Annotated in this window: 21 protein-coding genes, 1 other RNA gene and 2 pseudogenes; 7 read left to right on the forward strand and 17 right to left on the reverse strand. The window is 69.0% G+C overall.

The annotated features are described in order from the left end of the window. Positions 1-5: 5 nt before the first annotated feature. Positions 6-1,184: pseudogene (locus J0I47_RS05455) on the forward strand (NAD(P)/FAD-dependent oxidoreductase); the annotation flags it as partial. A gap of 111 nt (positions 1,185-1,295) precedes the next feature. Further along, positions 1,296-2,006: a monofunctional biosynthetic peptidoglycan transglycosylase gene (gene mtgA, locus J0I47_RS05460; protein WP_294045882.1), complete on the forward strand. Its 711-nt coding sequence runs from the start codon at positions 1,296-1,298 to the stop codon at positions 2,004-2,006. A gap of 285 nt (positions 2,007-2,291) precedes the next feature. Here the strand turns inward: mtgA and J0I47_RS05465 are convergent, their stop codons facing one another. The 8 genes from J0I47_RS05465 to J0I47_RS05500 all read right to left on the reverse strand — a co-directional run bounded on the left by J0I47_RS05465 (position 2,292) and on the right by J0I47_RS05500 (position 8,316). Beyond that, positions 2,292-2,615, reverse strand: coding sequence for a YbaB/EbfC family nucleoid-associated protein (locus J0I47_RS05465; protein WP_294045436.1), 324 nt, complete (start codon positions 2,613-2,615; stop codon positions 2,292-2,294). Further along, positions 2,612-4,249: a DNA polymerase III subunit gamma/tau gene (locus tag J0I47_RS05470; RefSeq protein WP_294045437.1), complete on the reverse strand. Its 1,638-nt coding sequence runs from the start codon at positions 4,247-4,249 to the stop codon at positions 2,612-2,614. Before J0I47_RS05470 ends, J0I47_RS05465 begins: the two co-directional genes overlap by 4 nt. 310 nt (positions 4,250-4,559) lie before the next feature. Next, positions 4,560-4,868, reverse strand: a complete 309-nt coding sequence (locus J0I47_RS05475) for a hypothetical protein (RefSeq protein ID WP_294045438.1) — start codon at positions 4,866-4,868, stop codon at positions 4,560-4,562. A 200-nt stretch (positions 4,869-5,068) separates the two neighbouring features. Further along, positions 5,069-5,166, reverse strand: an RNA gene (gene ffs, locus J0I47_RS05480) — signal recognition particle sRNA small type. Positions 5,167-5,202: 36 nt separating this feature from the next. After that, positions 5,203-5,460 (reverse strand): hypothetical protein, encoded by a 258-nt coding sequence (locus J0I47_RS05485; RefSeq protein WP_294045439.1) that lies wholly within the window; start codon positions 5,458-5,460, stop codon positions 5,203-5,205. 356 nt (positions 5,461-5,816) lie between these two features. Then, positions 5,817-6,149 carry a 2Fe-2S iron-sulfur cluster-binding protein gene (locus J0I47_RS05490; protein ID WP_294045440.1) on the reverse strand — a complete coding sequence of 111 codons (333 nt, stop codon included), beginning with the start codon at positions 6,147-6,149 and terminating at the stop codon, positions 5,817-5,819. Further along, complete coding sequence (locus J0I47_RS05495) at positions 6,146-7,246, reverse strand: cysteine desulfurase family protein (protein WP_294045884.1); 1,101 nt, start codon at positions 7,244-7,246, stop codon at positions 6,146-6,148. The genes J0I47_RS05490 and J0I47_RS05495 overlap by 4 nt, the downstream gene beginning before the upstream one ends. Continuing rightward, positions 7,243-8,316, reverse strand: coding sequence for an aminotransferase class V-fold PLP-dependent enzyme (locus J0I47_RS05500; RefSeq protein WP_294045441.1), 1,074 nt, complete (start codon positions 8,314-8,316; stop codon positions 7,243-7,245). Before J0I47_RS05500 ends, J0I47_RS05495 begins: the two co-directional genes overlap by 4 nt. A gap of 101 nt (positions 8,317-8,417) precedes the next feature. Between J0I47_RS05500 and J0I47_RS05505 the strand changes: the two genes are divergently transcribed. Continuing rightward, positions 8,418-9,074, forward strand: a complete 657-nt coding sequence (locus J0I47_RS05505) for an alpha/beta hydrolase (protein WP_294045443.1) — start codon at positions 8,418-8,420, stop codon at positions 9,072-9,074. Between the two features lie 109 nt (positions 9,075-9,183). Here J0I47_RS05505 and J0I47_RS05510 read toward each other — a convergent pair whose 3' ends face one another. Genes J0I47_RS05510 through J0I47_RS05520 form a run of 3 tightly spaced genes read right to left on the reverse strand, consistent with a single transcriptional unit; the run spans position 9,184 to position 10,491 of the window. Beyond that, positions 9,184-9,309 (reverse strand): hypothetical protein, encoded by a 126-nt coding sequence (locus J0I47_RS05510; protein WP_294045444.1) that lies wholly within the window; start codon positions 9,307-9,309, stop codon positions 9,184-9,186. A 10-nt stretch (positions 9,310-9,319) separates the two neighbouring features. Next, positions 9,320-9,487 (reverse strand): hypothetical protein, encoded by a 168-nt coding sequence (locus J0I47_RS05515; RefSeq protein ID WP_294045445.1) that lies wholly within the window; start codon positions 9,485-9,487, stop codon positions 9,320-9,322. Beyond that, positions 9,484-10,491 (reverse strand): threonine/serine dehydratase, encoded by a 1,008-nt coding sequence (locus J0I47_RS05520; RefSeq protein WP_294045447.1) that lies wholly within the window; start codon positions 10,489-10,491, stop codon positions 9,484-9,486. The genes J0I47_RS05515 and J0I47_RS05520 overlap by 4 nt, the downstream gene beginning before the upstream one ends. A gap of 150 nt (positions 10,492-10,641) precedes the next feature. On the opposite strand from J0I47_RS05520, the gene J0I47_RS05525 reads away from it, so the two are divergent. The 4 genes from J0I47_RS05525 to J0I47_RS05540 all read left to right on the forward strand — a co-directional run bounded on the left by J0I47_RS05525 (position 10,642) and on the right by J0I47_RS05540 (position 13,792). Further along, positions 10,642-11,823 (forward strand): type III PLP-dependent enzyme, encoded by a 1,182-nt coding sequence (locus tag J0I47_RS05525; RefSeq protein ID WP_294045448.1) that lies wholly within the window; start codon positions 10,642-10,644, stop codon positions 11,821-11,823. Between the two features lie 101 nt (positions 11,824-11,924). Beyond that, entirely contained in the window at positions 11,925-13,007 is a 1,083-nt protein-coding gene (locus J0I47_RS05530) for a deoxyhypusine synthase (protein ID WP_294045449.1), read from the forward strand. Between the two features lie 166 nt (positions 13,008-13,173). Next, positions 13,174-13,614, forward strand: coding sequence for an MAPEG family protein (locus J0I47_RS05535; RefSeq protein ID WP_294045451.1), 441 nt, complete (start codon positions 13,174-13,176; stop codon positions 13,612-13,614). Then, the gene (locus tag J0I47_RS05540; RefSeq protein WP_294045452.1) at positions 13,607-13,792 is read left to right on the forward strand and encodes a hypothetical protein; all 186 of its coding nucleotides are present in this window, start codon (positions 13,607-13,609) and stop codon (positions 13,790-13,792) included. Before J0I47_RS05535 ends, J0I47_RS05540 begins: the two co-directional genes overlap by 8 nt. An 85-nt stretch (positions 13,793-13,877) precedes the next feature. Here the strand turns inward: J0I47_RS05540 and J0I47_RS05545 are convergent, their stop codons facing one another. The 6 genes and pseudogenes from J0I47_RS05545 to J0I47_RS05570 form a co-directional block, all read right to left on the reverse strand. Further along, a complete protein-coding gene (locus J0I47_RS05545; protein WP_294045453.1) occupies positions 13,878-15,758 on the reverse strand; it encodes an XrtA/PEP-CTERM system amidotransferase in 1,881 nt (626 codons plus the stop codon). A gap of 1 nt (position 15,759) precedes the next feature. After that, complete coding sequence (xrtA, locus tag J0I47_RS05550) at positions 15,760-17,292, reverse strand: exosortase A (protein ID WP_294045886.1); 1,533 nt, start codon at positions 17,290-17,292, stop codon at positions 15,760-15,762. Between the two features lie 18 nt (positions 17,293-17,310). After that, positions 17,311-18,483 (reverse strand): annotated as a pseudogene (locus J0I47_RS05555) (TIGR03087 family PEP-CTERM/XrtA system glycosyltransferase); the annotation flags it as partial. A 7-nt stretch (positions 18,484-18,490) separates the two neighbouring features. After that, positions 18,491-19,561 carry a FemAB family XrtA/PEP-CTERM system-associated protein gene (locus J0I47_RS05560; RefSeq protein WP_294045454.1) on the reverse strand — a complete coding sequence of 357 codons (1,071 nt, stop codon included), beginning with the start codon at positions 19,559-19,561 and terminating at the stop codon, positions 18,491-18,493. Continuing rightward, positions 19,558-20,400 carry an XrtA system polysaccharide deacetylase gene (locus J0I47_RS05565; protein WP_294045455.1) on the reverse strand — a complete coding sequence of 281 codons (843 nt, stop codon included), beginning with the start codon at positions 20,398-20,400 and terminating at the stop codon, positions 19,558-19,560. Before J0I47_RS05565 ends, J0I47_RS05560 begins: the two co-directional genes overlap by 4 nt. Positions 20,401-20,413: 13 nt before the next feature. Further along, complete coding sequence (locus J0I47_RS05570) at positions 20,414-21,619, reverse strand: AAA family ATPase (RefSeq protein WP_294045887.1); 1,206 nt, start codon at positions 21,617-21,619, stop codon at positions 20,414-20,416. Positions 21,620-21,659 lie beyond the last annotated feature (40 nt).

A 21,659-nucleotide genomic window follows, 5' to 3' on the forward strand; every position in this document is an offset into this window, starting at 1 on the left:
TCGTCGTGGTCGGAGCCGGTGCAGCCGGCATCGCCGCCGCGCGCCGGCTCCACGACGCCGGCTGCAACGTCCTGCTGGTCGAGGCGAGCGAGCGGATCGGCGGGCGCGCCCACACGATCCGCGTGCGTGGCGAGACGCTCGATCTCGGTTGTGCTTGGCTCCACTCGGCCAATCGCAACCCGTGGACGCGGATCGCGCTCGCCGAGGAATTCGCGATCGACCGCGGCGACGCGCACTGGCGCGAGCAATGGCGCGACCTCGGCTTCCCGCCCGAGGAACGCCGCGCGTTCGAGGCCGCCTATGCCGAATGGCACGATCGCGCCGAAGCCTATGTTGCCGGACTCGACCGCCCGCTGAGCGATTTCATTGCCGCCGATGCGCCGTGGCGACCGCTGATCGACGCGATCTCCGGCTATGCCAACGGTGCGAACCTGCGCGACGTGTCGCTGCACGACTGGGCGGCGTACGAGAATGCGGCGGGCGAGGACAATTGGCGGCTGCGCGACGGCTATGGCGCGCTGGTCGCGCGGCATGCGAAGGGTGTGCCGCTCCGGCTCGCGACCCCGGTCACGCGGATCGATCATCGCGGCGCGACGATCCGCCTGACGACGCCGAGCGGCACGATCGAGACCGATCGCGTGATCGTCGCCGTGCCGACCCCGGTGCTAGCCGACGGCGACATCATCTTCGACCCGCCGCTCCCCGACAAGCGTGACGCGGCAGCCGCCCTGCCGCTCGGCCTCGCCGACAAGATCTTCCTCGGCATCGCCGGTAGCGACTATCCGCACAACGCGCACCTGATCGGCAACCCGCATTCGGCGCACACCGCGAGCTATCAGGTCGGCTGGCTCGGCGCACCGGTGGTCGAGGCGTTCTTCGGCGGCGACTGCGCGGAGGCGATCGAGCGCGCCGACGATCGCGCCGCCGCCGACTTCGCGATCGGCGAACTAGCCGCATTGCTCGGCAACGACTGGCGGTTGCGGTTGCAGCCGATGGCGCGAACGCGGTGGCGCGCGGAACGCTTCATCCGCGGCAGCTATTCGCATGCGCGCGTCGGCCAGGCCGGGCAGCGCGGCGTTCTCGCCCGGCCGCACGACGATCGCCTGTTCTTCGCCGGCGAAGCCTGCCACGCCAGCGACTTCTCGACCGCGCATGGCGCCTACGAGACCGGCATCGCCGCTGCCGACGCCGTACTTGCGGCCAGGCCCCGTCCGCGCGTATCGGCGGCACCGCCGCTCGCCGCGGCATCCGCCCCTGACCCGACCCCAGCCCCCACCGAGCCCTCGCCCGATCCAATGCCCGCCCGCCCGACCAAGCCACGCCGTTCCTGGGGCCGCCGCCTGTTCAGCTGGCTGTGGAAAACATTGCTCGGGTTCGTCGTGCTCAGCGTGCTGTGGGTGCTCGCGCTCAAGGTCGTAAACCCGCCGATCACCTTCACGATGATCGGCGACCAGTTACGCGGCAACGGCGTGGTCAAGCAGTGGATGGGGCTCGACCGGATGGACCCCGACATGCCGCGCGCCGCGATCGCCGGCGAGGATGCACGCTTCTGCCTGCACAACGGCTTCGACCTGCGCGCGATCGAGCAGGCGTACGATCGCAACCAGAAGGGCGGCCGCATCCGCGGCGGCTCGACGATCAGCCAGCAGACCGCGAAGAACGTCTTCCTGATCCAGGGCGGTGGCTATGTCCGTAAAGGCTTCGAAGCGTACTTCACCTTCCTGATCGAGCACCTCTGGGGGAAGCGGCGAATCATGGAGGTGTACCTGAACGTGGCGGAGACGGGGATCGGCACCTATGGCGCGAATGCCGGCGCGATCCGCTATTTCGGGCACGACGCGTCGCACCTGACCCCGGTCGAGGCCGGCCGCATCGCGGCGGTGCTGCCCCAGCCGAAGCGGCGCGATGCCGTCGACCCGACCGGGTTCGTGCGGCGGCACGGGAATGCGATCGCCCGCTATGTCGGCGTGGTGCGGACGAGCGGGTTAGATGGATGCTTGCGGTAAAATCCCTCTCCCACCGGGAGAGGGAGGATGCGCCGAAGGCGCGGAAGGGTGAGGGATAGGTCGAAAGCGTTTCGACCTATCCCTCACCCCGCGGCGCTGCGCGCCTTGCCCCTCTCCCCGAGGGAGAGGGGGATAAGAGACAGTTCAAACTTCGACGGCAGCGGCGAGCCCTCGCGTGTCTCGGCAACATGGCGACGGCGAAGCCGCCGCCGTCGGCCGGGCGCGAGCGCCCGCCGGCCGGCCTGGCGCGAGGTGGCCGGGCGTAGCCGGCCCCCGCGCTTCGGCTCAGAACGGCAGTTTGAAACCCGGCGGCAAAGGCAGGCCCTGAGTCATCTTCGCCATTTCCGTGTTCGAGGCGGCGTCCGCCTTCGCCCGCGCATCGTTGAACGCCGCGACGACGAGATCCTCGAGCATTTCCTTGCCCGACGGCACGATCAGCGAATCGTCGATCGAGATGCCGATGATCCGACCCTTGGCCGACGCCGTCACCTTGACCAGCCCGCCGCCCGCGACGCCCTGGACTTCGATCTTGTCGAGCCCGTCCTGCGCCTTCGCTAGCTCGGCCTGGACGTTCTGCGCCATGGCCATGATGTCTTCGAGATTGTTCACGCGTTCGCTTCCTTCGGTTCCTTGGTCCAGTTTTCCAGCACGGCGTCCGGGAATGCCTCGAACGCCGCCTGGACGACCGGGGTTGCGAGGATCGCGGCGCGATCCGCTTCCTCGGCGGCCTTGCGGCGTTCGGCGATCGTCGCCTCGCCCTCGGCATCCTGCGTCGTGACTTTCCAGCGAGTCGCGGTCAACTCGCTCAACCGCGCGGCGAGTTGCGCCGGCAGGTCGGCCGGCAGCGGCCGTTGCGTGCTCAGCACGAGTTCGGGCGGGTCGTAGCGGACCGGCCGCGCATTTGCGTTGAGGTGCGACAGCAGCGAGCCGCCACCGTTCCGCTCGATCAACGCGACCATCGCCTCGAACGAAGCCGGCAATGTCGGAGCGGCAGGCGCCGCCGGAGCAAGCGAAGGTGCAGCCGACGGCGCCGCGATCGGCGCACCGCTCGCGATCTGCCGCGCCAGTTCACCCGGATCGGGCAGACTGGAAGCATGGACGACACGCAGCAGCGCCATCTCCCCCGCCTCGATCGGCAGCGTCGCCTTCGCGACCTCGTCATGCCCCTTCAGCATCAACTGCCACAGCCGATGCAGCGCCGCGAACGACAGCGCCGTCGCCCAGCCGGCATAGGCGGCGCGCTCGTCGGCGGATTGCGACGGATCGGCCTCCCCGCCCAGCTTGGCGAGCGTCACCGCATGGACCGTCTCCAGCAGCCCGCGCAGCACCGCCTGCGGATCGACGCCGAGATCATATTGCCCGCGCAATGCCGCCAGCGCAGCGGGCGCATCGCCGTCGAGCAACAGCCCGAACAAATCGCGGATCGCGGCGCGGTCGCTCAAGCCGAGCATCGCGCGGACCGCCGGCGCCGTGACGCCACCGCCCTCCATCCCGGCATGCGCGATCGCCTGGTCGAGGATCGAGAGGCCGTCGCGCGCCGACCCGTCCGCCGCCCGCGCGATCAGCGCCAGCGCCTCCGGCTCGGCCTCAGCCCCTTCGAGGGCCGCCACCTTCGCGAAATGCGCGGCCAGCTTGTCGGCGGGGATGCGTCGCAGGTCGAACCGCTGGCACCGCGAGAGCACCGTCACCGGCACCTTCTGCACCTCGGTCGTGGCGAGCAGGAACTTCACATGCTCGGGCGGTTCCTCCAGCGTCTTCAGGAGCGCGTTGAACGCGTTCTTCGACAGCATGTGGACTTCGTCGATGATGTAGATCTTGAACCGCGCGCCGAACGCCGCCAGCCGCGCCGCATCGATCACCGCGCGCATGTCGTCGACGCCGGTATGCGACGCGGCGTCCATCTCGATCACGTCGATGTTGCGCCCTTCCGCGATCGACACGCACGGCTCGCACACGCCGCAGGGGTCGATCGTCGGACCGCCCTGCCCGTCCGGGCCGATGCAGTTGAGCGCCTTAGCGATCAGCCGCGCGGTGCTGGTCTTGCCGACGCCGCGCACTCCGGTCAGCAGGAAGGCATGCGCCAGCCGCCCGCGCCGGATCGCGTTGGCCAGCGTCTGCACCATCGCATCCTGACCGATCAGCTGGTCGAAATTCTGCGGCCGGTACTTGCGCGCCAGGACGCGGTACGCGGTGTCCTTGGGCTGCGGCGGCTCACCGAGATCGAGGAAGGAGTCGTCGGACATCCCGCCTATCTAGGGCCCGGACCAAGGACCGGCAACGGTCGTGACGGAGCGGATTTTGGTGCCCAGGCAGGAGCAAGGAGGGAGCGATCTGAAAGCATCGTGACCGACGCACGACGCACATGGGTGCCAAAATCCGCCCGCGCAGCGGTCGCCGTGAGAAGCCCGCCGAGCGGCGTCGCTCGTTTGCGCGTAGCTTCAGCTACGCGTCTGCACCACGCCCCTTGTCAGCGGGCTTCTCACGGCGATCACGGCCATTGCCGGCCATTGGTCCGGGCCCTCGGCACGGCGCGCCGCGACGTCGAAGCCTCTGTCAGCGCCAGCGGCGGTAATAGGGCCGCCGGTAATAGCGCGAGCGATAGTATGGGCGATGGCGCCAGGACCGGTACGGCCGGTACGTATAGCGCGGACCCCAGCGGCGGAAGCCGTAGCGACGATAGCCGTAGCGCGGACCGTACCGATATCGGTCGCGGTAACGATATTGCTCGGCCTTGACCGGCGTGATCGCCGCCGGCGTGGCGGGCAGGACGCGGACGGTGGTGGTCTCCGCAGCGGCGGGGTTCGCGGCGAGCGACAGGCCGGTGAAGGTCAGCGCGGCGGCCAGGATCGTGAGCAGGCGCATGGTTCATCCTCTCGACGTTGGGCCGGGATGGTATCAGCTTGGCGGGCGGATGGAAGGGCGATCCGGTGGGCGGGTCGGCGTTCGGGATGGGTCGGGACTGGTTGTGGCGTCGCGGCGGAGCCGCGTCGTCGGACGGGCCGCTGGCTCGCCGGCCGCGCTTGCGCGACTTGGCATCAGCTTCGCTGCTGCCATGCGCGCTGCGCGGTGGGAGCCGGAACGACCCGCGGCGAAATCGTTGTGGCTGCTTCCGTCAGGATCTGACCAGGTTGGCGACGACCACGTCCGCCCGACTCCCGCGGCGCATATGGCGGGGTCGGGCGGTGGTTTCAAGCGCTTACCAGCGCACGCGCACCTTCTTGCAGGTGCGGTACTTGTGACCGTGCTTCCACCAGGTCCGGCACTGCGTCTTCCAGCGGGTGCGGCCATGCCAGCCGTTATGGTGATCGCGCACCGTGGTGCGGCTCGTGACCTGACCATGGTCGCTGGTCGTGACGGTCCGCGTCGTCGTGGTCTGCGGCGCGGCCGTCGCGGCGCCCGGCACCATCATGGCGCCGGCGACGAACGCGGCGCTCAGACAAGCTGCTATTTTCATTGTCACTCCTTTCACTCTCCCCTGATCCAGGGCAAACGACTTGGCGGCGAGGTCGTTCCATGAGCGCAATGGCCGGAGCGGGCGTTGTCGGGTCCGTAGTCGTCTGGCACGAGGATCGTGATTGTCAGCAGAAGGCCGCCGACGAGGAGTGCCGCGCCGTCGCGCAGCCGAAGCTGCGCGCAAGCAAGCGACGACGCTCGGCGGCCTTCTGCGGAAAACCGCATGGCGGCGGCCCGATTTGGCGCCCGGCGGCGGCGCTACGTCAGTTTCGATGCCTTCAGCATCGCGCCTTCCTTGCTTCTTGCCCGACACCAAAATCAGCTCCGTCACGACCTCGTGCCAGATGAGTACAGACCCTAGCGCCCCTGCATGTTGCGCGCCTCGGGCGGAATGCGGACGGTGAGGCCGTCGAGCGTGTCGTCGAGCACGATCTGGCAGGCCAGCCGGCTGTGTCGCGTCGCGCTCGCCGCGAGGTCGAGCATGTCCTCCTCCTCCTCGACCGCCGGCGGCAATCGCGCGAAGTCGGTGGCGTCGACGATCACATGGCAGGTCGAGCAGGCCATCTGTCCCTCGCACGTTCCTTCCAGCGGTTCGCCGGCGTTCTGCGCGACCGACAGCAAGGTGTCGCCCAGCGCCGCCATCACGTCACGCACCCCGCCGTTGCGTTCGATGAAACGGATGCGGATCATGCCGCCGCTCGCTGCGCGCGTGCCGCCGCGTCGATCCGCGTCAGCGCCTCGCACAGCTCGTCCTCGCGCGTGTAGCGACCGAACCCGATCCGGATGCTGGAGCGCGCCTCCGCCTCGCTCAGCCCGATCGCGCGGAGCACATGGCTCGATCGACCCGACCCGCTTGCGCAGGCCGACCCGGCGGAAAAGGCGATGTCGCGCAGGTCGGACATCAGCCGCGCCACGTCGAGCCCCGGAAAGCGCACGTTGAGATTGCCGCGATAACGATGCTCGGTCGATCCGTTGACGATCCACCCGTCGCCCAGCGTAGCGATCGCCGCATCCCACAAGCGATCGACATGCGCCGCGTCCTGCCCGGCGCGATCCTGCATCAGTTGGGCAGCAACACCGAACCCGGCGCACAAGGCTGGCGACAGCGTGCCCGATCGTCCCGCCGCCTCCTGCCCGCCGCCATGCAGCAGCGGCGCCAGCGCCGCCTTCTCGCCGATCCACAACGCGCCGATCCCCTTGGGGCCGTAAATCTTGTGTGCCGAGACGGCCACCATGTGGTCGGTCATCCCGACCGGCAGCGGCACGCGCCCATAGCCCTGCACCGCGTCGCATAGGAGCGCCGAGCCGACCTGCCGTGCAAGGCCGAGCAGTTCGGCCAGCGGCTGGATCACCCCGATCTCGTTATTGACCAGCATCGCCGCGACCAGTCCGACCCCCGGCCGGATCGCTGCGCGCGCCGCGTCGAGATCGACCAGGCCGTCGCGCCCGACCGGCAGGATCGTGATCGCCCGCCCGCGCCGCGCCTCCGCCGCGACCGTATCGAGGACGGCGGCATGCTCGGTCGCGATCGTGACGATCGGGCCGTCGGTGCCCTGGATCGCCCAGTTGATCGCCTCCGTCGCGCCCGAGGTGAAAGATAGCGCGCCGTCGCCCGCTCCGAACCCGCGCGCCACACGTTCGCGCGCCACCTCGACCGCCGCCTTCGCCGCGCGCCCCGGCCCGTGCGCCGAATGCGGATTGGCGTGTTGGTCGCGCAGCCAGGGCAGCATCGCGTCCAGCGCCTCTGGCGCGAGCGGCGTCGTCGCCTGATAGTCGAGATAGGTCACGCCGCGCGCGCTCGTCCGGCAGCGATCGCGCGCCACTCGGCCAGGAACGCGTCGAGATCGGCCCGCGTCGTCGATCGCCCGAAACTTACCCGCACCACTTCCTGCGACGCCGTGCGATCCCAGCCCATCGCGGTCAGCACATGGCTCGGCTTCATGCTCCCGCTCGCGCAGGCACTCCCCGCCGATACCGCGATCCCGGCCATGTCGAAGCGGATCAGCTGCGTGGTCGCGGCCGTGCCCGGCATGCGATACGCGCCGATCGCCGGATACCGGCTCGCGTCGGCCAGGACCGGCTCGCCCCCCGCCGCCATGACGCCGGCGTCGAAATAGTCGCGTAACTCCTGATACTTGGCGATATCCTCGGGCTCGGCCAGCGCGGCGGCATAGCCGAGGATCGCGGGCATGTTCTCGGTCCCCGGGCGATAGCCGCGCTCCTGCCCGCCGGTCGGATCGAGCGTCGCGAGATTGCGGACCAGCAGCGCCCCCACCCCGATCGGCCCGCCGCGCTTGTGCGCCGACAGCGCGACGAAATCGGCGTGCCGCGCAACCTCGCGATCGGCACCCGCCGGCATCTGCGCGGCATCGACCAGCAGCAGGTGGCCCGCCGCATGGATGCGCTCGGCCAGTGCGGCGATCGGCTGGCGCACCCCGGTCTCGGAATTGCACCATTGGATCGCGACGATCGCCTGCCCATCTCCTATCAGCATCGCATCGAGCGCCGCCATGTCGACCAGCCCGTCCGCGCCGACCGGCACCAAGGCGATATCGTAGGCCGCGCGCAGCACCGCATCGTGTTCGACCGCACTCGCCAGCCGCCGCGCGACCGCGCTCCGTGTCAATGCGATCCGCAGCGACTCGCTCGCCCCGCTCGTGAACAGCACCTCGCCCGCCCAGCCATAGGCCGCCGCGACGCTCGCCCGCGCCTGCTCCAGCGCCGCCTTCGCCGCGCGCCCCTCCGCATGCGGCGACGACGGATTGGCCCAACGCGCGAACCCTTCCGCCATCGCCTCGCGCGCGGCGGGCAGCAGCGGGGTCGTCGCGGCATGGTCCAGATAGATACGGTCGGCCATGATGCGGCGATTCGTTCCAATTGCGTGGGCGGGCGTCCTGCCTATATAGCGCGCAACCTTTCGCGCCACATCGGCGCGCGCACCAGTTTCGTCAGGATACCATGCCCGAAGTCATCTTTCCAGGCCCCGAAGGCCGCCTCGAAGGGCGTTTCGCCCCCGCTCCCAAGCCCCGCGCGCCGGTCGCCATGATCCTGCATCCGCACCCGCAGGCGATGGGCACGATGAACAACCGCATCGTGATGGAGCTCTACAAGACGTTCCAGCGGCGCGGTTTCGCGACCTTGCGTTTCAATTTCCGCGGCGTCGGCAAGAGCCAGGGGACGTTCGACAACGGCATCGGCGAGCTGAGCGATGCGGCCTCGGCGCTCGACTGGGTGCAGAGCTTCCATCCGGAAGCGTCGACCACATGGATCGCCGGAGTCAGCTTCGGGGCGTGGATCGGCATGCAGTTGTTGATGCGCCGGCCGGAGATTCGCGGCTTCATCTCGGTCGCGCCGCCGGCCAACCTCTACGACTTCACCTTCCTCGCCCCCTGCCCGGCGAGCGGCATCCTGATCGCCGGCGAGAATGACGAGGTCGCGACTCCGCCCGCGATCCAGAAGCTGGTCGACAAGCTTCGGACGCAACGCCACATCACGATCCACCACGACACGATCCCGAAGGCGAACCACTTCTTTGAACACGAAATGCCCGAGCTGATGGGCAGCGTGGACAAGTATCTGGATATGCGCCTCGACCCCAATTCACCGATCCGGTGAGCCGGTCGCCGATTTAGCGTCAGCTAAATCGCGACTTCAGGCTCACCCGGCCGACGGCGCTCAAGCGCCGGCCGACGGCAGCGGCTTTGCCGCTGCCCGCCCTAATGCTTTACCCGCGCCGCAAGATCTTCCGCGCCTCCCGCGGCCCCGCCATCGCGCAGGCGACGAGGAAGAACGCGACCGCCAGCGGCGCGATGGCGATGCTCAGCAGGATGCGTTCGATCGGGTTCTTCATCGCCTGCCCCTCATAGCGTCCAGATCACCACGTTCGCGATCAGCACGATGGCCATCACCACCATCAATACGCCCTTGGTCCGCGTGTCCGGGCGAAGCGCCAGGCGGATGCCGAACCAGGTCAGGATGAACGCCGCGATCATCGCGATCGCGGGAGCGGCTTGTTCGAGGCCGGTCATGCGGTCTCGCTGAGCGCGGCGATGGCGGGGATGTCCACGGTGTCGGGCGCGATCACACTTGCATAAGCGTCGACGTCGACGTTGCCGCCCGACAGGATCACGAGCAGCCCCGGCTCGGCCGCGACCTTGCCGGCGAGCAACGCGGCGAGTGCGACCGCGCCGCCCGGCTCGATCACTAGATGCAGCTTCGCCGCCGCCCAGCGTTGCGCGGCGCGGACTTCCGCCTCGCTCACCGCCACGCCGGTCGCATCCCGCCGGGCGAGCACGTCGAACGTCAGCGGTGATACCTCAGGAGTCTGCAACGCGTCGCAGGCAGTCGGCGGCGGATTGGGACCGACCGGCTCGATCCAGCTCGCGTCGAGACTGCGGCGCATGTCGTCCCAGCCCTCGGGCTCGACCACGGTGATTCGCGCCTCGCCCAGACCCAGCGCGATCCCGGCCGCCAGACCACCGCCGCCGCACGGTACGACGACGTGAGTCGGCTCGCCCAGCCCCGCCGCCTCCATCTGCCGCCGCGCTTCGATCCCGACGCTGCCCTGTCCCTCGATCACCCATGGATCGTCGAAGCTCGGCACCAACGTCGCGCCGCGCGCCTCGGCCAGTTCGGCGGCGATGCGGATGCGATCCTCGGTCATGCGATCGTAGGGCACGACCTCCGCCCCCAGCGCCAACGTCCCGTCGCGCTTCGCCCGCGGTGCGTCGGCGGGCATCACGATCGTCGCGGGAATGCCGAGCCGCTTCGCCGCCCAGGCGACGCCCTGCGCGTGGTTGCCGGACGAGAAGGCGACGACGCCCCGCGCCCGCTGATGCTCGTCCAGCGCGGTCAGCCGATGCCACGCCCCACGCAGCTTGAACGCGCCCATCGGCTGGAGCGACTCGGCCTTGAACGCGACCGCCACCCCGTTGATTTCGTGGCTGAAAAGCGGGGTCGGTGGCAGGATCGCCGCGATCTTCGCGGCGGCATCGCGCACCCCGGCGCGGGTCGGCTGTCGCACTATCGTCACTATTCGTCTCCGTCCCGCAATGACGCGGATCAAAACGCTTTACTTGGCCGTTTCGCGTCCCTAAGTCCGCCCTCCGCTGCCCCATGGGACTTCCAACCGCAAGGCAGCTTTTTGTCACCGTCGGCGAAAGCCACTTGGAGGTCCCTTGAATTGCACAAGCATCATAGCGCGCTGGGGCTAGTTGCCTCCCGACCGGTTCAGCCGGTCACGCTCATTCGTCCGCACGCCGCTGCGCGCGCCGCTCGTTACTTCGTGGAGAAGTTTCCGGGCCGGTCGCTCTATGCGGTAAAGGCGAACCCCTCGCCGGCGCTGATCCGGACGCTGTGGGAGAGCGGAATCACGCATTACGACGTCGCGTCGATCGCCGAGGTGCGGCTGGTCCGGCGCACGCTGCCCCAGGCGACCCTGTGCTTCATGCACCCGGTCAAGGCCGAAGAAGCGATCGCCGAGGCGTATTTCAAGCATGGCGTGAAGACGTTCAGTCTCGATTCGATCGAGGAACTGGACAAGATCGTCCGCGCGACTCGCAGTGCCAGCGACCTGACCTTGTGCGTGCGGCTGCGCGTGTCGTCGGAGCATTCCAAGCTCAGCCTGGCGTCGAAGTTCGGCGTCGCGCCCGGCGAATCGAAGGAATTGCTGTTCCGCGCCCGCCAGGTCGCCGACGCGCTCGGCATCTGCTTCCATGTCGGCAGCCAGGCGATGACGCCCGAAGCCTATGGCAACGCCATGGAGCGCGTGCGCCAGGCGATCGTCGAGGCGGCGGTGACGGTCGACGTCGTCGATGTCGGCGGCGGTTTCCCCTCGACCTATCCGGGCATGGAGCCGCCCCCGCTGGAGGCGTATTTCGAGACGATCCACCGCGCGTTCGAATCGCTGCCGATCAGCTATTCGGCGGAACTGTGGGCCGAACCGGGCCGGGCTTTGTGCGCCGAATACAGCTCGATCATCGTCCGCGTCGAACGCCGCCGCGGCGACGAGCTGTACATCAATGACGGCGCGTACGGCGCGCTGTTCGACGCCGCGCATATCGGCTGGCGCTTCCCGGTCACGCTGCTGCGCGAACCGGAGTCGAACGCGCGTGAGATGGCGTTCTCCTTCTACGGCCCGACCTGCGACGATCTCGACCATATGACGGGGCCGTTCCTGCTGCCGGCCGACGTGCAGGTGGGCGACTATCTCGAGATCGGGATGCTCGGTGCTTACGGTTCGGCGATGCGAACCGCGTTCAACGGCTTCGGATCGGACGAGACGGTGACCGTCGACGACGAACCGATGGCGTCGCTCTACACGCACGTGGAGCGCGAGGTCGCGTCGAACGTCGTCAAGCTGTAACAGCGCAATCCTAGCGAATTGGCGGCGGCGCGCTTCGGTGCGCCGCCCCTTACGGGTTTCCGCGTCCCCATAACGACGGCGGCATGAGAGAAAGACGACCCATGACCGACACCCTGACCAAGACCGCCGCGGCCAACGCGCCGATCAACGACACGCGCAAGGCCGAATTGCTGGCGAAGACGGTCAAGCATATCGACATCACCAGCTTCGACGCGCGCCCGATCGTCGATGCGATGGCCGACATGAGCTTCACCAGCCGCGACCTCGGCCGCGCGACCAAGATCTACAACCAGATGCTCGCCGACAAGGATTGCACGGTGGTGCTGGTCATCGCCGGCTCGACCTCGGCCGGCGGGTGCATGGACCTCTATGCCGAGCTGATCCGCAACAACATGGTCGATTGCGTCGTCGCGACCGGTGCCACCATCGTGGATATGGATTTCTTCGAAGGTCTTGGCCACAAGCATTACCAAGCGCTTGAAATCCCTGACGACGACACGCTGCGCTCGCTCTACATCGACCGTATCTACGACACCTATATCGACGAGGAGCAGCTCCAGGACTGCGACTTCACGATCAACAAGATCGCGAACGAGCTGGAGCCCAAGGCGTACAGCAGCCGCGCCTTCATACGCGCGATGGGCAAGTATCTGTCGGAGCACGGCAAGAAGGACAACAGCCTGGTCAAGCTCGCCTACGAGCATGACGTGCCGATCTTCTGCCCGGCGTTCGTCGACTCGTCGGCCGGCTTCGGCCTGGTCAAGCACCAGGTCGACCAGATGAAGGCGGGCAAGCCCTACCTGATGATCGACGCGGTCGCCGATTTCCGCGAACTGACCGAGATCAAGATCAAGGCGGGCACCACCGGGCTCCTGATGATCGGCGGCGGCGTGCCGAAGAACTTCGTCCAGGACACGGTCGTCTGCGCCGAGATCCTGGGCCACGAGGACGTCGAGGTGCACAAGTACGCGGTGCAGATCACCGTCGCCGATGTCCGCGACGGCGCCTGCTCGTCCTCGACGCTGCAGGAGGCGGCGAGCTGGGGCAAGGTCAACACCGGCATCGAACAGATGGTGTTCGCCGAGGCCGGCAGCGTGATGCCGCTGCTCGCCAGCGACGCCTATCATCGTGGCCACTGGAAGGATCGCGCCAAGCGCGCCTGGGCCACGCTGTTCGCCGACTGACCGCACGCCGATCAACATCCGCTGATCGCGAGACGGTCGAGGCCGGGCGGCGCGGTGTAACTGCGTCCGACGTCGCGGGATTTATTCCCGTGACGGCACTCAGCCGATTGCGCCCGCGACCCGATTGATGCAGCCTCCCCCGATCAAATTCGGGGGAGGCTTTTTCATGCACAGCGAAATCCTGAAGCCCGTCGTCGTGCTGATCGCGTGGACGCTCGTGATGCTGGTCTGGCTGGTCGCGACGCGGTTGCCGGCGATGAAGTCGGCCGGGGTCGACATCAACAAGCTGGTCGGCGGCAAGGGCGGCGATGCGGACGGGGTGCTGCCCGCCAAGGCGCAGTGGAAAGCGCACAATTACAATCACCTGCTGGAGCAACCGACGTTGTTCTATGCGGTCGCTTTGGTGATCGCGTTTACCGGCACAGGGGACGGCCTCAACGCGACGATCGCCTGGGCCTATGTCGCGTTGCGCATCGCCCACAGCCTGTGGCAGGCGACCGTCAACAAGGTGAACGTCCGCTTCCTGTTGTTTGCGCTCGCAACGCTCTGCCTCGTCGCGCTGACGTTGCACGCCGCGATGGCGGTGTTCGGCTGGCACCATGGCTAAGGGCGAAGGGTTCGAGCGCCACAAGCAACCGTGGCGACAAGACGAGGTGCAGAAGCTGCACACGCTGGCGAAGAAAGGCATGGCGCTGAAGGCGATCGCCAAGGCGCTGACCCGCAGCGAGGAATCGGTGAAGGCACGGGCGAAGGAAGACGGGCTGAGTATCGCGAAATTGCGGTAACCGGTCCGTCATTGCGAGCGTAGCGAAGCAATCCAGCGCGTCGCGCGGAACACTGGATTGCTTCGCTACGCTCGCAATGACGACGTTATCCGAACAACCGAGCGAGACTGCGGTCGAGCGTCACGAGCTGCCACAATGTCCGGCCATGTTCCGCCCGTCCCGACCGATGCTCGGTCGCCAGCCGCTCGATCGCCGGCCCGTCGAACCATTCGAGCAACCGCGGCGACCGCGCCAGCGCCGCCGCCTCCCCGGCCAGTTCGCCGCGGAACCACGCGCTGACCGGCGTCACGAACCCCATTTTCGGCCGGTACAGGATGTCGCGCGGCAGATAGCGCTCCATCGCTTTCTTCATCAGCCATTTGCCCTGCCCGCCGCGCAGCCGCATCGACACCGGCAGCGACGCCGCGAACTCCATCAGGCGATAGTCGAGCAACGGCTCGCGCGCTTCCAGGCTGACCGCCATGCTGGTGCGATCGACTTTGGTCAGGATGTCGCCGGGCAGATAATGGCGAATGTCGGCATATTGCGCGCGGTCGAGCGCGTCGCGCGCCGGGGCCTCGCGCATCGTCGCGACATAACGGTCCTCGGCCCGATGGCCGCCGAGTTGCCGCCATGCCGCCGGCGTGAACAGCCGTTCGCGCACCGCCGATGTCGTCACGCCGACCGATCTCGCATAGGCGGTCGCGCCATCGTCGGCGAGCGCGAGCAGGGTCGTCTTCGCGCGCAACGGCCGCGGCGCCCAGTCGGCCTTCGGATACCACCGCCCCAGCGTCCCGAACACGCGCGACGACAGCGTGCCGGGCAGTAGCGCCCGCACCCGCTCCTCCGCCGCCTGGAACTTGTAGCGGCGATACCCCGCCAACGCCTCGTCCGCGCCATCCCCCGACAGCGCCACCGTCACCTGCTCGCGCGCCAACTCGCACACGCGATAGGTGGCGAGCGCCGAAGCGTCGGCGAACGGCTCGTCGAACGCCGTCGTCAGCCGGTCGAGCAACGCGAAATCGTCCGCCGCGATCAGCCGCTGGCGGTGGTCGGTATGGTAACGCTCGGCGATCGCGTCGGCGTAGCGGCGTTCGTCGTGGCTCGCCTCGCCGAAGCCGATCGTGCAGGTCTTGATCGCGCCGGCCGACGCTTCCGCCATCAGCGCGACGACCGCCGAACTGTCGACTCCACCCGACAGGAACGCCCCGAGCGGCACGTCCGACACCATCCGCAAGCGCACCGCCGCGCGCATCCGCTCGACCAGTTCGGCCTTGAGGTCGCGGACCGATCCGCTGGCGCGCGCGGTGAAGTCGAGGTCCCACCAGCGCCGTGGCGGCGGCACCGGCCGCCCGCGCTCGATCAGCAGGGAATGGGCGGCGGGCAGCTTCCTGACGCCAGCGACGATGCACGCGTCATCGGGGACGTAGCCGAGCCCCATGAAGTCCTCGATCGCGCGCGGATCGGGCGCGCGGCGGAGCAACGGGTGCGCGAGCAGGCCCTTCAGTTCCGATGCGAACGCCAGCGACCCGTCGCTCAATTCGACATAATGGAGCGGCTTCACCCCCAGCCGGTCGCGCGCCAGGAACAGGTTCTGCCGCCCGGCATCGTGCAGCGCGAAGGCAAACATGCCGTTCAGCCGGTCGAGCATCGCCGGCCCCCAGGCGCGCCAGCCGTGGAGCAGCACCTCGGTATCGCCCTCGGTCTGGAAGCGGGCGCCCATCGCCTGCAACTCGCGGCGGACCTCGGCGAAGTTGTAGATTTCGCCATTGTACGTGACGGTCAGGTCGCCGTCCTGCATCGGCTGCGGACTGCCGGCAACGTCGATGATCGCGAGCCGGCGATGCGCCAGGCCCACGCCGGGCGCCGTCCACACCCCTGCCCCGTCGGGTCCGCGATGCGCCTGCGCGTCGGCCATCGCCAGCACGCGGGCACGCTCGACAGGCTTGGGCGTTCCGGGGTGGAAGACCCCGGCGATCCCGCACATCCTAGCGCACCATCCCGGCGCTGCGGTCGGCCAGGGCGTCGATCGGTCCCAGCGCGGCGAGGAACCGCGTCATGACGGCATGCGGGTCGCGCCCGGGCAGGACTTCGGCGGATACGTGGATCGCGACGGCGCGCTGCGGCCCGCCGAACAGCTTCGCCTTCAGGGTCTGGAGCTTCACGATCTTCCCGCTTGCCGTGGTCACGTCGCCGACGCGGTACCACGTCGCGACCAGCCGCTCCACCGGTCCGGCGGCAGTGATCTCCATCAGCGACCCGCCGTCGAGCGGGGCCAGGTCCTTCACGCGCACCCAGCGATCATCCTGCTGCAACACGCCGATGCCGAAGCCGACCAGCTCGCGGCCCTCGCTCTGACTGCCATAGACGGTGATCGACAGGTCGACCGCATCGCCCTGCGCGTCGACATAGCGGCCGAACAGTTGATGGTCGGGATTCGTATAGTGCGGCTGCCACGGCGCGCGCGTGCTGAGCGGCGCGCGAGTCCAGCCCACCACCTCGGGCAGGTCGATATGCGCGGGCAGCGGCTGGGTGCGGCCGGCGATCGCCTGGCTCCATGCCGGAAAGACGGCCGCGCTCGCCAGCACCAGCAGCGCCGCCGCCAGCGGATCGAGCCGCCAGCGGATCGGCGCGCGCAGCGTCGCGGGGTCGAACGCCGGTGCGTCGGGCGCGCGATCGAACCACCTCCACCCGATCGCCAGCACTGCCGCCATGACAACGCCGAAGAACACCCAGCCGAACACGATATGGTCGTATCCCGTCGCAGCCTCGACGCTGGTCAGCACCGCGGCATAGATCGTCCCGAACGCGCGCAGACCGTTCGCGAGCACCGGCACTACCAACGCGACGCCCAGGAACGCCGCGCGCCGCCGCCACGTCCGGTAGCAGAGGTTGGCCACCAGCACGCCGTACGCCACCATCGCGATGACGAACTTGGAGCCAGAGCACGCCTCCGCCACTTCGAAATATTTCTCGCCGGCGGTGATGAGCACGCCGTTCACGGTCGCGGTCACCCCGACGAGGTGGAGCAGGTGCATCGTGATCCAGACCGTGACCGTCTGCAACGGTGGCTCGAGGAAATCGCCGAACGGCACCAGGAACCACGCATAGGCAATCGGAAACGCCAGACCGCGCGCGACGTTCGGGCCGAGCAGCGTCAGCACGCTCCCCTGGAGCATCGTCACCAGTCCCAGATGCCGTGCGAACGACACCCCCGCCGCCTCGCCGACCAGCCAGCAGAGTCCGCCCCCCGCCACGACCGCAACGCCCGGCGCCCAGCCCTGCGGCGTCAACTGGGCAAGCTCGTGCCGCCGGATCCACACCAGCCAGGCGATCACCGGCGCGATGAACAGGCAATGTCCGAACGTGGTGTTGGTCCAGTAGAGCGTCGCCAGCGCCGCGGCGTCATGGCGGAACATCGCCAGCAGCAGCGCCGCCGTCACGGCGAGCGCGGCCAGCGGACGACGCCATGCCGGCGCAATCGGCCAATCGCGCGGCGATGCCTTCGCGACGCTGGTCATGCCGCGTCCCGCGTGGCCGACGCCGAGCAACGGATCGAGCGGCGCCAGCCTCGCGTCCCAGCCATAGCGGCGGATCACCTGCGCGCGGGCACGCTTCCCCCTCGTTTCCGCCTCGGCCGTGTCGCGCAGAACTGCACCCACCGCGTCGGCGATACCGGCAGCGTTGCCGGCCGCGACGATCGTACCGGCATGGTCGATCCCCTCGGCCGCCGCGCCGCTCGTCACCACCGGGCGCGCCATCGCCATGGCTTCGAGCACCTTGTTCTGCACCCCGCGCGCGATCCGGAGCGGGGCGACGACGCACGCCGCCGCCGCGAGCCAGCCGCGCACGTCGGCGACCTCGCCGGTGACGATGACATGTTCGCCGGCCAGCGCCTGCACCGCCGTGGTCGGATTGCGCCCGACGATCGCGAAGCGCGCATCGGGATGGCGGGCGCGGATCGCCGGCAGGATATCCCGCGCGAACCACGTCACCGCCTCGACATTGGGGCGATAGTCCATCTGGCCGGTGAAGACGATCAGCCGGCCGGGCTCATCGACCCGCACGAACGTCGCGGCCGGGTCGAAGAACGTCGTGTCGATGCCGTTCTCGACCACGTGGATGCCGTCGGCGGCGCTCGCCTGCCGGAACAGCCCTGCCTCCGCCTCGCTCACGAACAGGCTCGCATCGACGCGCCGCGCCACGTCGCACTCGAACTGCCCCAACAACCGCGCCTCGCGTCGCATCAGCCAGGACATCGGCCAGCGCGCAGCGGCGGCGTAATCGGCGAACTTCAGCGAATCCACGTCGCAGAAGTCCATCACCACGCGCGCTGGCGTGTCGGCCGGAAGATACTGCGCCATCTGGCCGGAAAAGACGTAGATCGCGTCGATCGATCGCGTCGCCAGCACGTCGGCAATCGCGCGCGCCATCCGCCGATCGGCAAAGGCGGTGAGCGATGCCGGCTTGCCCCGCGCCAGCGCCGCCAGCGTCGCCACCACCCGCCCCTTGCCGCGCCAGATCAGCGACCGGCTCGCCGTCAGCCTATCGAGCCCTTCCGCCGCCGCCAGATCGCGCGGATCGTCGACGAAGGCGAGCAGGTGAACCGGCCGCCGCACCGCGATATGCTTCAGGACGTGGTACGCGCGGATCTTGTCGCCGCGATCGGGCGGGAACGGCGAGCGATGCGCCAGGAACAGGACGTCGCCCATCCGCCGCTCAACCCAGGCCCTTGGCGATCGCCGGCCCCATCGTGTTGGCGAGCCACAGCGGCAGCTTCTTCCACACCGCGACCTGGAGCCGGTATTTCGGGCTCATCGGGTTCATCTCGCGCGGCGCCGCGCCGTCGGCGACGCGCTTGGCATAACGCAGCGGCACTGGATCGAACCCCCAATTCTTCTTGAACGCGGCAACGCCGGTCCCAACCTTCGACCGCCCGAAATCGAACCGCGTGCAGCCACGCCGCCGCGCATGGAGCATCAGTTCATAATAAAGCCGGTCGTTCGCCTTCAGCGCGCGCGCCGCCCGCGTGCCGCCGCCCCAGAACGGATAGACGGTGCCATTGAGGTAGAGGCTGAACACGCTCGCATGCGGCGTGTCGTCGTACCGCACGGTCATGACGTCGCACGCGTCGCCGAGCTCGGCGGCGACTTCGCGGAACAGAGCGGCGGGAAACACCGGCGTGCCGAGGTTGCGGACGCTTTCGGAGAAGACGGCGTAGTGCTCGGCGAGATCGCGCGGGGTGGTGCCGACCGTCACTTCGAGGTCGGCGTCGAGCGACTTGCGCACCTCGGCGCGCTGCTTGCGGGGAATCGCGCGCAACTGCGCCTCGTCGTCCGCCGCGAGATCGCGCGCGAAACCGAGATAGGTGGTCTCGTCGACGATCCAGCCGTCCCCCGGTGCCGGCCCGCCGCGCAGTTCGAGGCCGGGACACCGCAACTCGCGCGCGAGCGCCCAGCCCGCCGCCGCCAGCGCCTCGGCCACGGCATCGCGCCGGGTCAGGATACCGCCATCGACCGCGAACCCGCTCGACACCAGCGCCTTGCCGAACAGCGGCGAGCGGATTTCGGTCAGCGGCAGGATGCCAACGATCGCGCCGTCGGCCTGTTCGGCGACCAGGCAATGCGCGCGTTGCCCGCACGCCCGCGCCACCGCGACGTTCCAGCCGGTCAGGTGAAACGGCGTCGCATCCGGCTGCGCGCGCACGAACGCATCGATCCGCACGCGCGCCGCGCGATCGCGCAAGTCGGCGCGGCCGACCGCGAACAGGGTCGGGAGCTGGACCGTCATTGCAACCGCTCCGCCTCGCGCGCGACGACGGCGTCGACGCGGCCCCACTCGTGCCGCGCGACGAGCCCACGCAGCTTGCCCGCCATCGCGCCCAGCCGGCTATAGTGCCGCAGCTTCGACTTGAGCGGCGCGTCGGCCACGTGCGGCTGGCCCGGGTCGATCTCCCACGGATGGAAATAGAAGACCGCCGGGCGGCCGTCGGCGTCGTTCGCGCGTGCGACGGCGCGGTGCGTGATCGCCGCCGGGAACAGCCGGAAGAACCCGCCCCCTGTCGCGATCGGCCGTCCCGCGACGTCGGCGAGCGTGATCGGCAGCTCGATCAGGTCCGACCCGGCGACAGGCCGCCAGGCGTGGCGCGGCGAGCCGGCCCAGCCGTAATGGTCGTGCTTCAGCGGCGCAACGCTCGACGAATAGAGATAGCCTTCCTCGGCCAGTACCTGATGCGCCCATGGCGTGCGCTGGTCGATCGAGAAGCTCGGCGCGCGATAGCCGGTGATGCGCTGGCCCGACGCATCCTCCAGCGCAGCGCGCGCGCGGGCGAGATCGGCGCGGAAGCCGGCGGCGTCCATCGTGAACACACGATCATGGTCCCAGCCGTGACTGGCGACCTCGTGCCCCGCGTCGGCGATCCGCTGCACCAGCTTCGGGTAGCGCGCCGCGACCCAGCCCAATGTGAAGAAGGTCGCCTTGACGCCGCTTTCCGCGAACAGGTCGAGCACCGCGCCGGTATTCGCCTCGACCCGGCTGTCGAGCGAATCCCAGTCGGACTTGGCGATCACGCGTTCGAACGCGCCGACCTGGAACCATTCCTCGACATCGACCGACAGGCCGTTGAGCATGATCCTGCCTCCGTCAGGCGGCGCGGCCGCCGCGCGACGCGGCTTCGTTACCCTCGACCCAATCGACCAGCAAGGCGAGCACGCGGCGCAGCGCGGCGTCCTGCTCCTCCAGCCTCGCCTCGATCGCGGCGAAGCGATCGACCGGGGTCGGCTCGACGATCACGGCTTCGGGAACGGGCGCCGGCTCTGGCTCCGGTTCGAGTTCTGGCGCCGCATCGTTGGCGGGGGTCGACATCGGCAGCGGCGCGAAGTCCGGCTCCCATAACGGTGGCGCCGGCGGTGCGAGCGCGACTGGCGCTTCGATCGGCGCGGCGGGCGGTTCGACGGGAGCTGGCGCGGGCGTCGGCTGGGGTTCCGCTTCGAACGGGACTTTGGTGGCGGCCGGGGCAATGGCCGGCGCGTCCGGCGCGTCGCCGTTGATGTCCGCCGCGACCAGATCGACGGTTTCGGCATCGATCACGTCGAGCCCTTCGATCGCGCCCTGCAACATAACGCGCCCGGCGAGCTGGTTGAGCCGGCGCGGAATGCCGTCCGACCCGCGATACAGAGCGGCGATCGCCGCCGGGGTGAAATCGGGCGTGCCGGTCCAGCCGACCAGCGCGAGCCGATGCGAGATATAGCCCGCGACCTCATCCTCGCCCATCGGATCGAGGTGATGGAGCGCGATGACGCGCTGGCGCAGTTGCTCCAGCCGCTCCGATCCGTTGAGCGCGGCGCGGAACTCGGGCTGGCCGAGCAGGAAGATCTGCAACAGCGCATGCCCGCCCGCCTGGAAGTTGGACAGCATGCGGAGCTCTTCGAGCGCGCCGGTGTGCAGCGCCTGCGCCTCGTCGACGATCAGCAGGGTCCGCCGTCCGCCGCGTGCGACCGCATGCAGCCCGCGCTCGATCGCGACGAGCAGTTGCGCCTTCATCATCCCGGCCGTGTCGACGTCGAGCCCCTGCGCGACCAGCCGCAACAGGTCGTCGGCCTCGATCTGGGTCGAGACCAGCTTGACGACGTGCAGCCGCTCGCGATCGATCGTCGCCATCAAATGGCCGACGAGCGTGGTCTTGCCCGCGCCGACCTCGCCGGTGATGACAATGAACCCCTCGCTCTGGCTCAGGCCATAGCCGAGATACGCCATCGCCTTGCGGTGGGTGGCGGTATCGAACCAGAATTTCGGATCGGGCGTCAGCGCGAAGGGGCGGCCGCTCAGTCCGTAATGGTCGTCGTACATCGTCATCGTCTCCACGGCGGATGGACCGCCGGCGTTGATC

The sequence above is a fragment of the Sphingomonas sp. genome, from assembly GCF_017304635.1.
GTDB lineage: Bacteria > Pseudomonadota > Alphaproteobacteria > Sphingomonadales > Sphingomonadaceae > Sphingomonas.

Excerpts from the sequence above, each read along its gene's own strand:
- mtgA (WP_294045882.1), top strand. The coding sequence starts at position 1,296 with ATGCCCGCCCGCCCGACCAAGCCACGCCGTTCCTGGGGCCGCCGCCTG.
- J0I47_RS05470 (WP_294045437.1), bottom strand. The coding sequence starts at position 4,249 with ATGTCCGACGACTCCTTCCTCGATCTCGGTGAGCCGCCGCAGCCCAAG.
- J0I47_RS05475 (WP_294045438.1), bottom strand. The coding sequence starts at position 4,868 with ATGCGCCTGCTCACGATCCTGGCCGCCGCGCTGACCTTCACCGGCCTG.
- J0I47_RS05485 (WP_294045439.1), bottom strand. The coding sequence starts at position 5,460 with ATGAAAATAGCAGCTTGTCTGAGCGCCGCGTTCGTCGCCGGCGCCATG.
- J0I47_RS05490 (WP_294045440.1), bottom strand. The coding sequence starts at position 6,149 with ATGATCCGCATCCGTTTCATCGAACGCAACGGCGGGGTGCGTGACGTG.
- J0I47_RS05500 (WP_294045441.1), bottom strand. The coding sequence starts at position 8,316 with ATGGCCGACCGTATCTATCTGGACCATGCCGCGACGACCCCGCTGCTG.
- J0I47_RS05505 (WP_294045443.1), top strand. The coding sequence starts at position 8,418 with ATGCCCGAAGTCATCTTTCCAGGCCCCGAAGGCCGCCTCGAAGGGCGT.
- J0I47_RS05510 (WP_294045444.1), bottom strand. The coding sequence starts at position 9,309 with ATGAAGAACCCGATCGAACGCATCCTGCTGAGCATCGCCATCGCGCCG.
- J0I47_RS05515 (WP_294045445.1), bottom strand. The coding sequence starts at position 9,487 with ATGACCGGCCTCGAACAAGCCGCTCCCGCGATCGCGATGATCGCGGCG.
- J0I47_RS05530 (WP_294045449.1), top strand. The coding sequence starts at position 11,925 with ATGACCGACACCCTGACCAAGACCGCCGCGGCCAACGCGCCGATCAAC.
- J0I47_RS05535 (WP_294045451.1), top strand. The coding sequence starts at position 13,174 with ATGCACAGCGAAATCCTGAAGCCCGTCGTCGTGCTGATCGCGTGGACG.
- J0I47_RS05540 (WP_294045452.1), top strand. The coding sequence starts at position 13,607 with ATGGCTAAGGGCGAAGGGTTCGAGCGCCACAAGCAACCGTGGCGACAA.
- J0I47_RS05545 (WP_294045453.1), bottom strand. The coding sequence starts at position 15,758 with ATGTGCGGGATCGCCGGGGTCTTCCACCCCGGAACGCCCAAGCCTGTC.
- xrtA (WP_294045886.1), bottom strand. The coding sequence starts at position 17,292 with ATGACCAGCGTCGCGAAGGCATCGCCGCGCGATTGGCCGATTGCGCCG.
- J0I47_RS05560 (WP_294045454.1), bottom strand. The coding sequence starts at position 19,561 with ATGACGGTCCAGCTCCCGACCCTGTTCGCGGTCGGCCGCGCCGACTTG.
- J0I47_RS05565 (WP_294045455.1), bottom strand. The coding sequence starts at position 20,400 with ATGCTCAACGGCCTGTCGGTCGATGTCGAGGAATGGTTCCAGGTCGGC.
- J0I47_RS05570 (WP_294045887.1), bottom strand. The coding sequence starts at position 21,619 with ATGTACGACGACCATTACGGACTGAGCGGCCGCCCCTTCGCGCTGACG.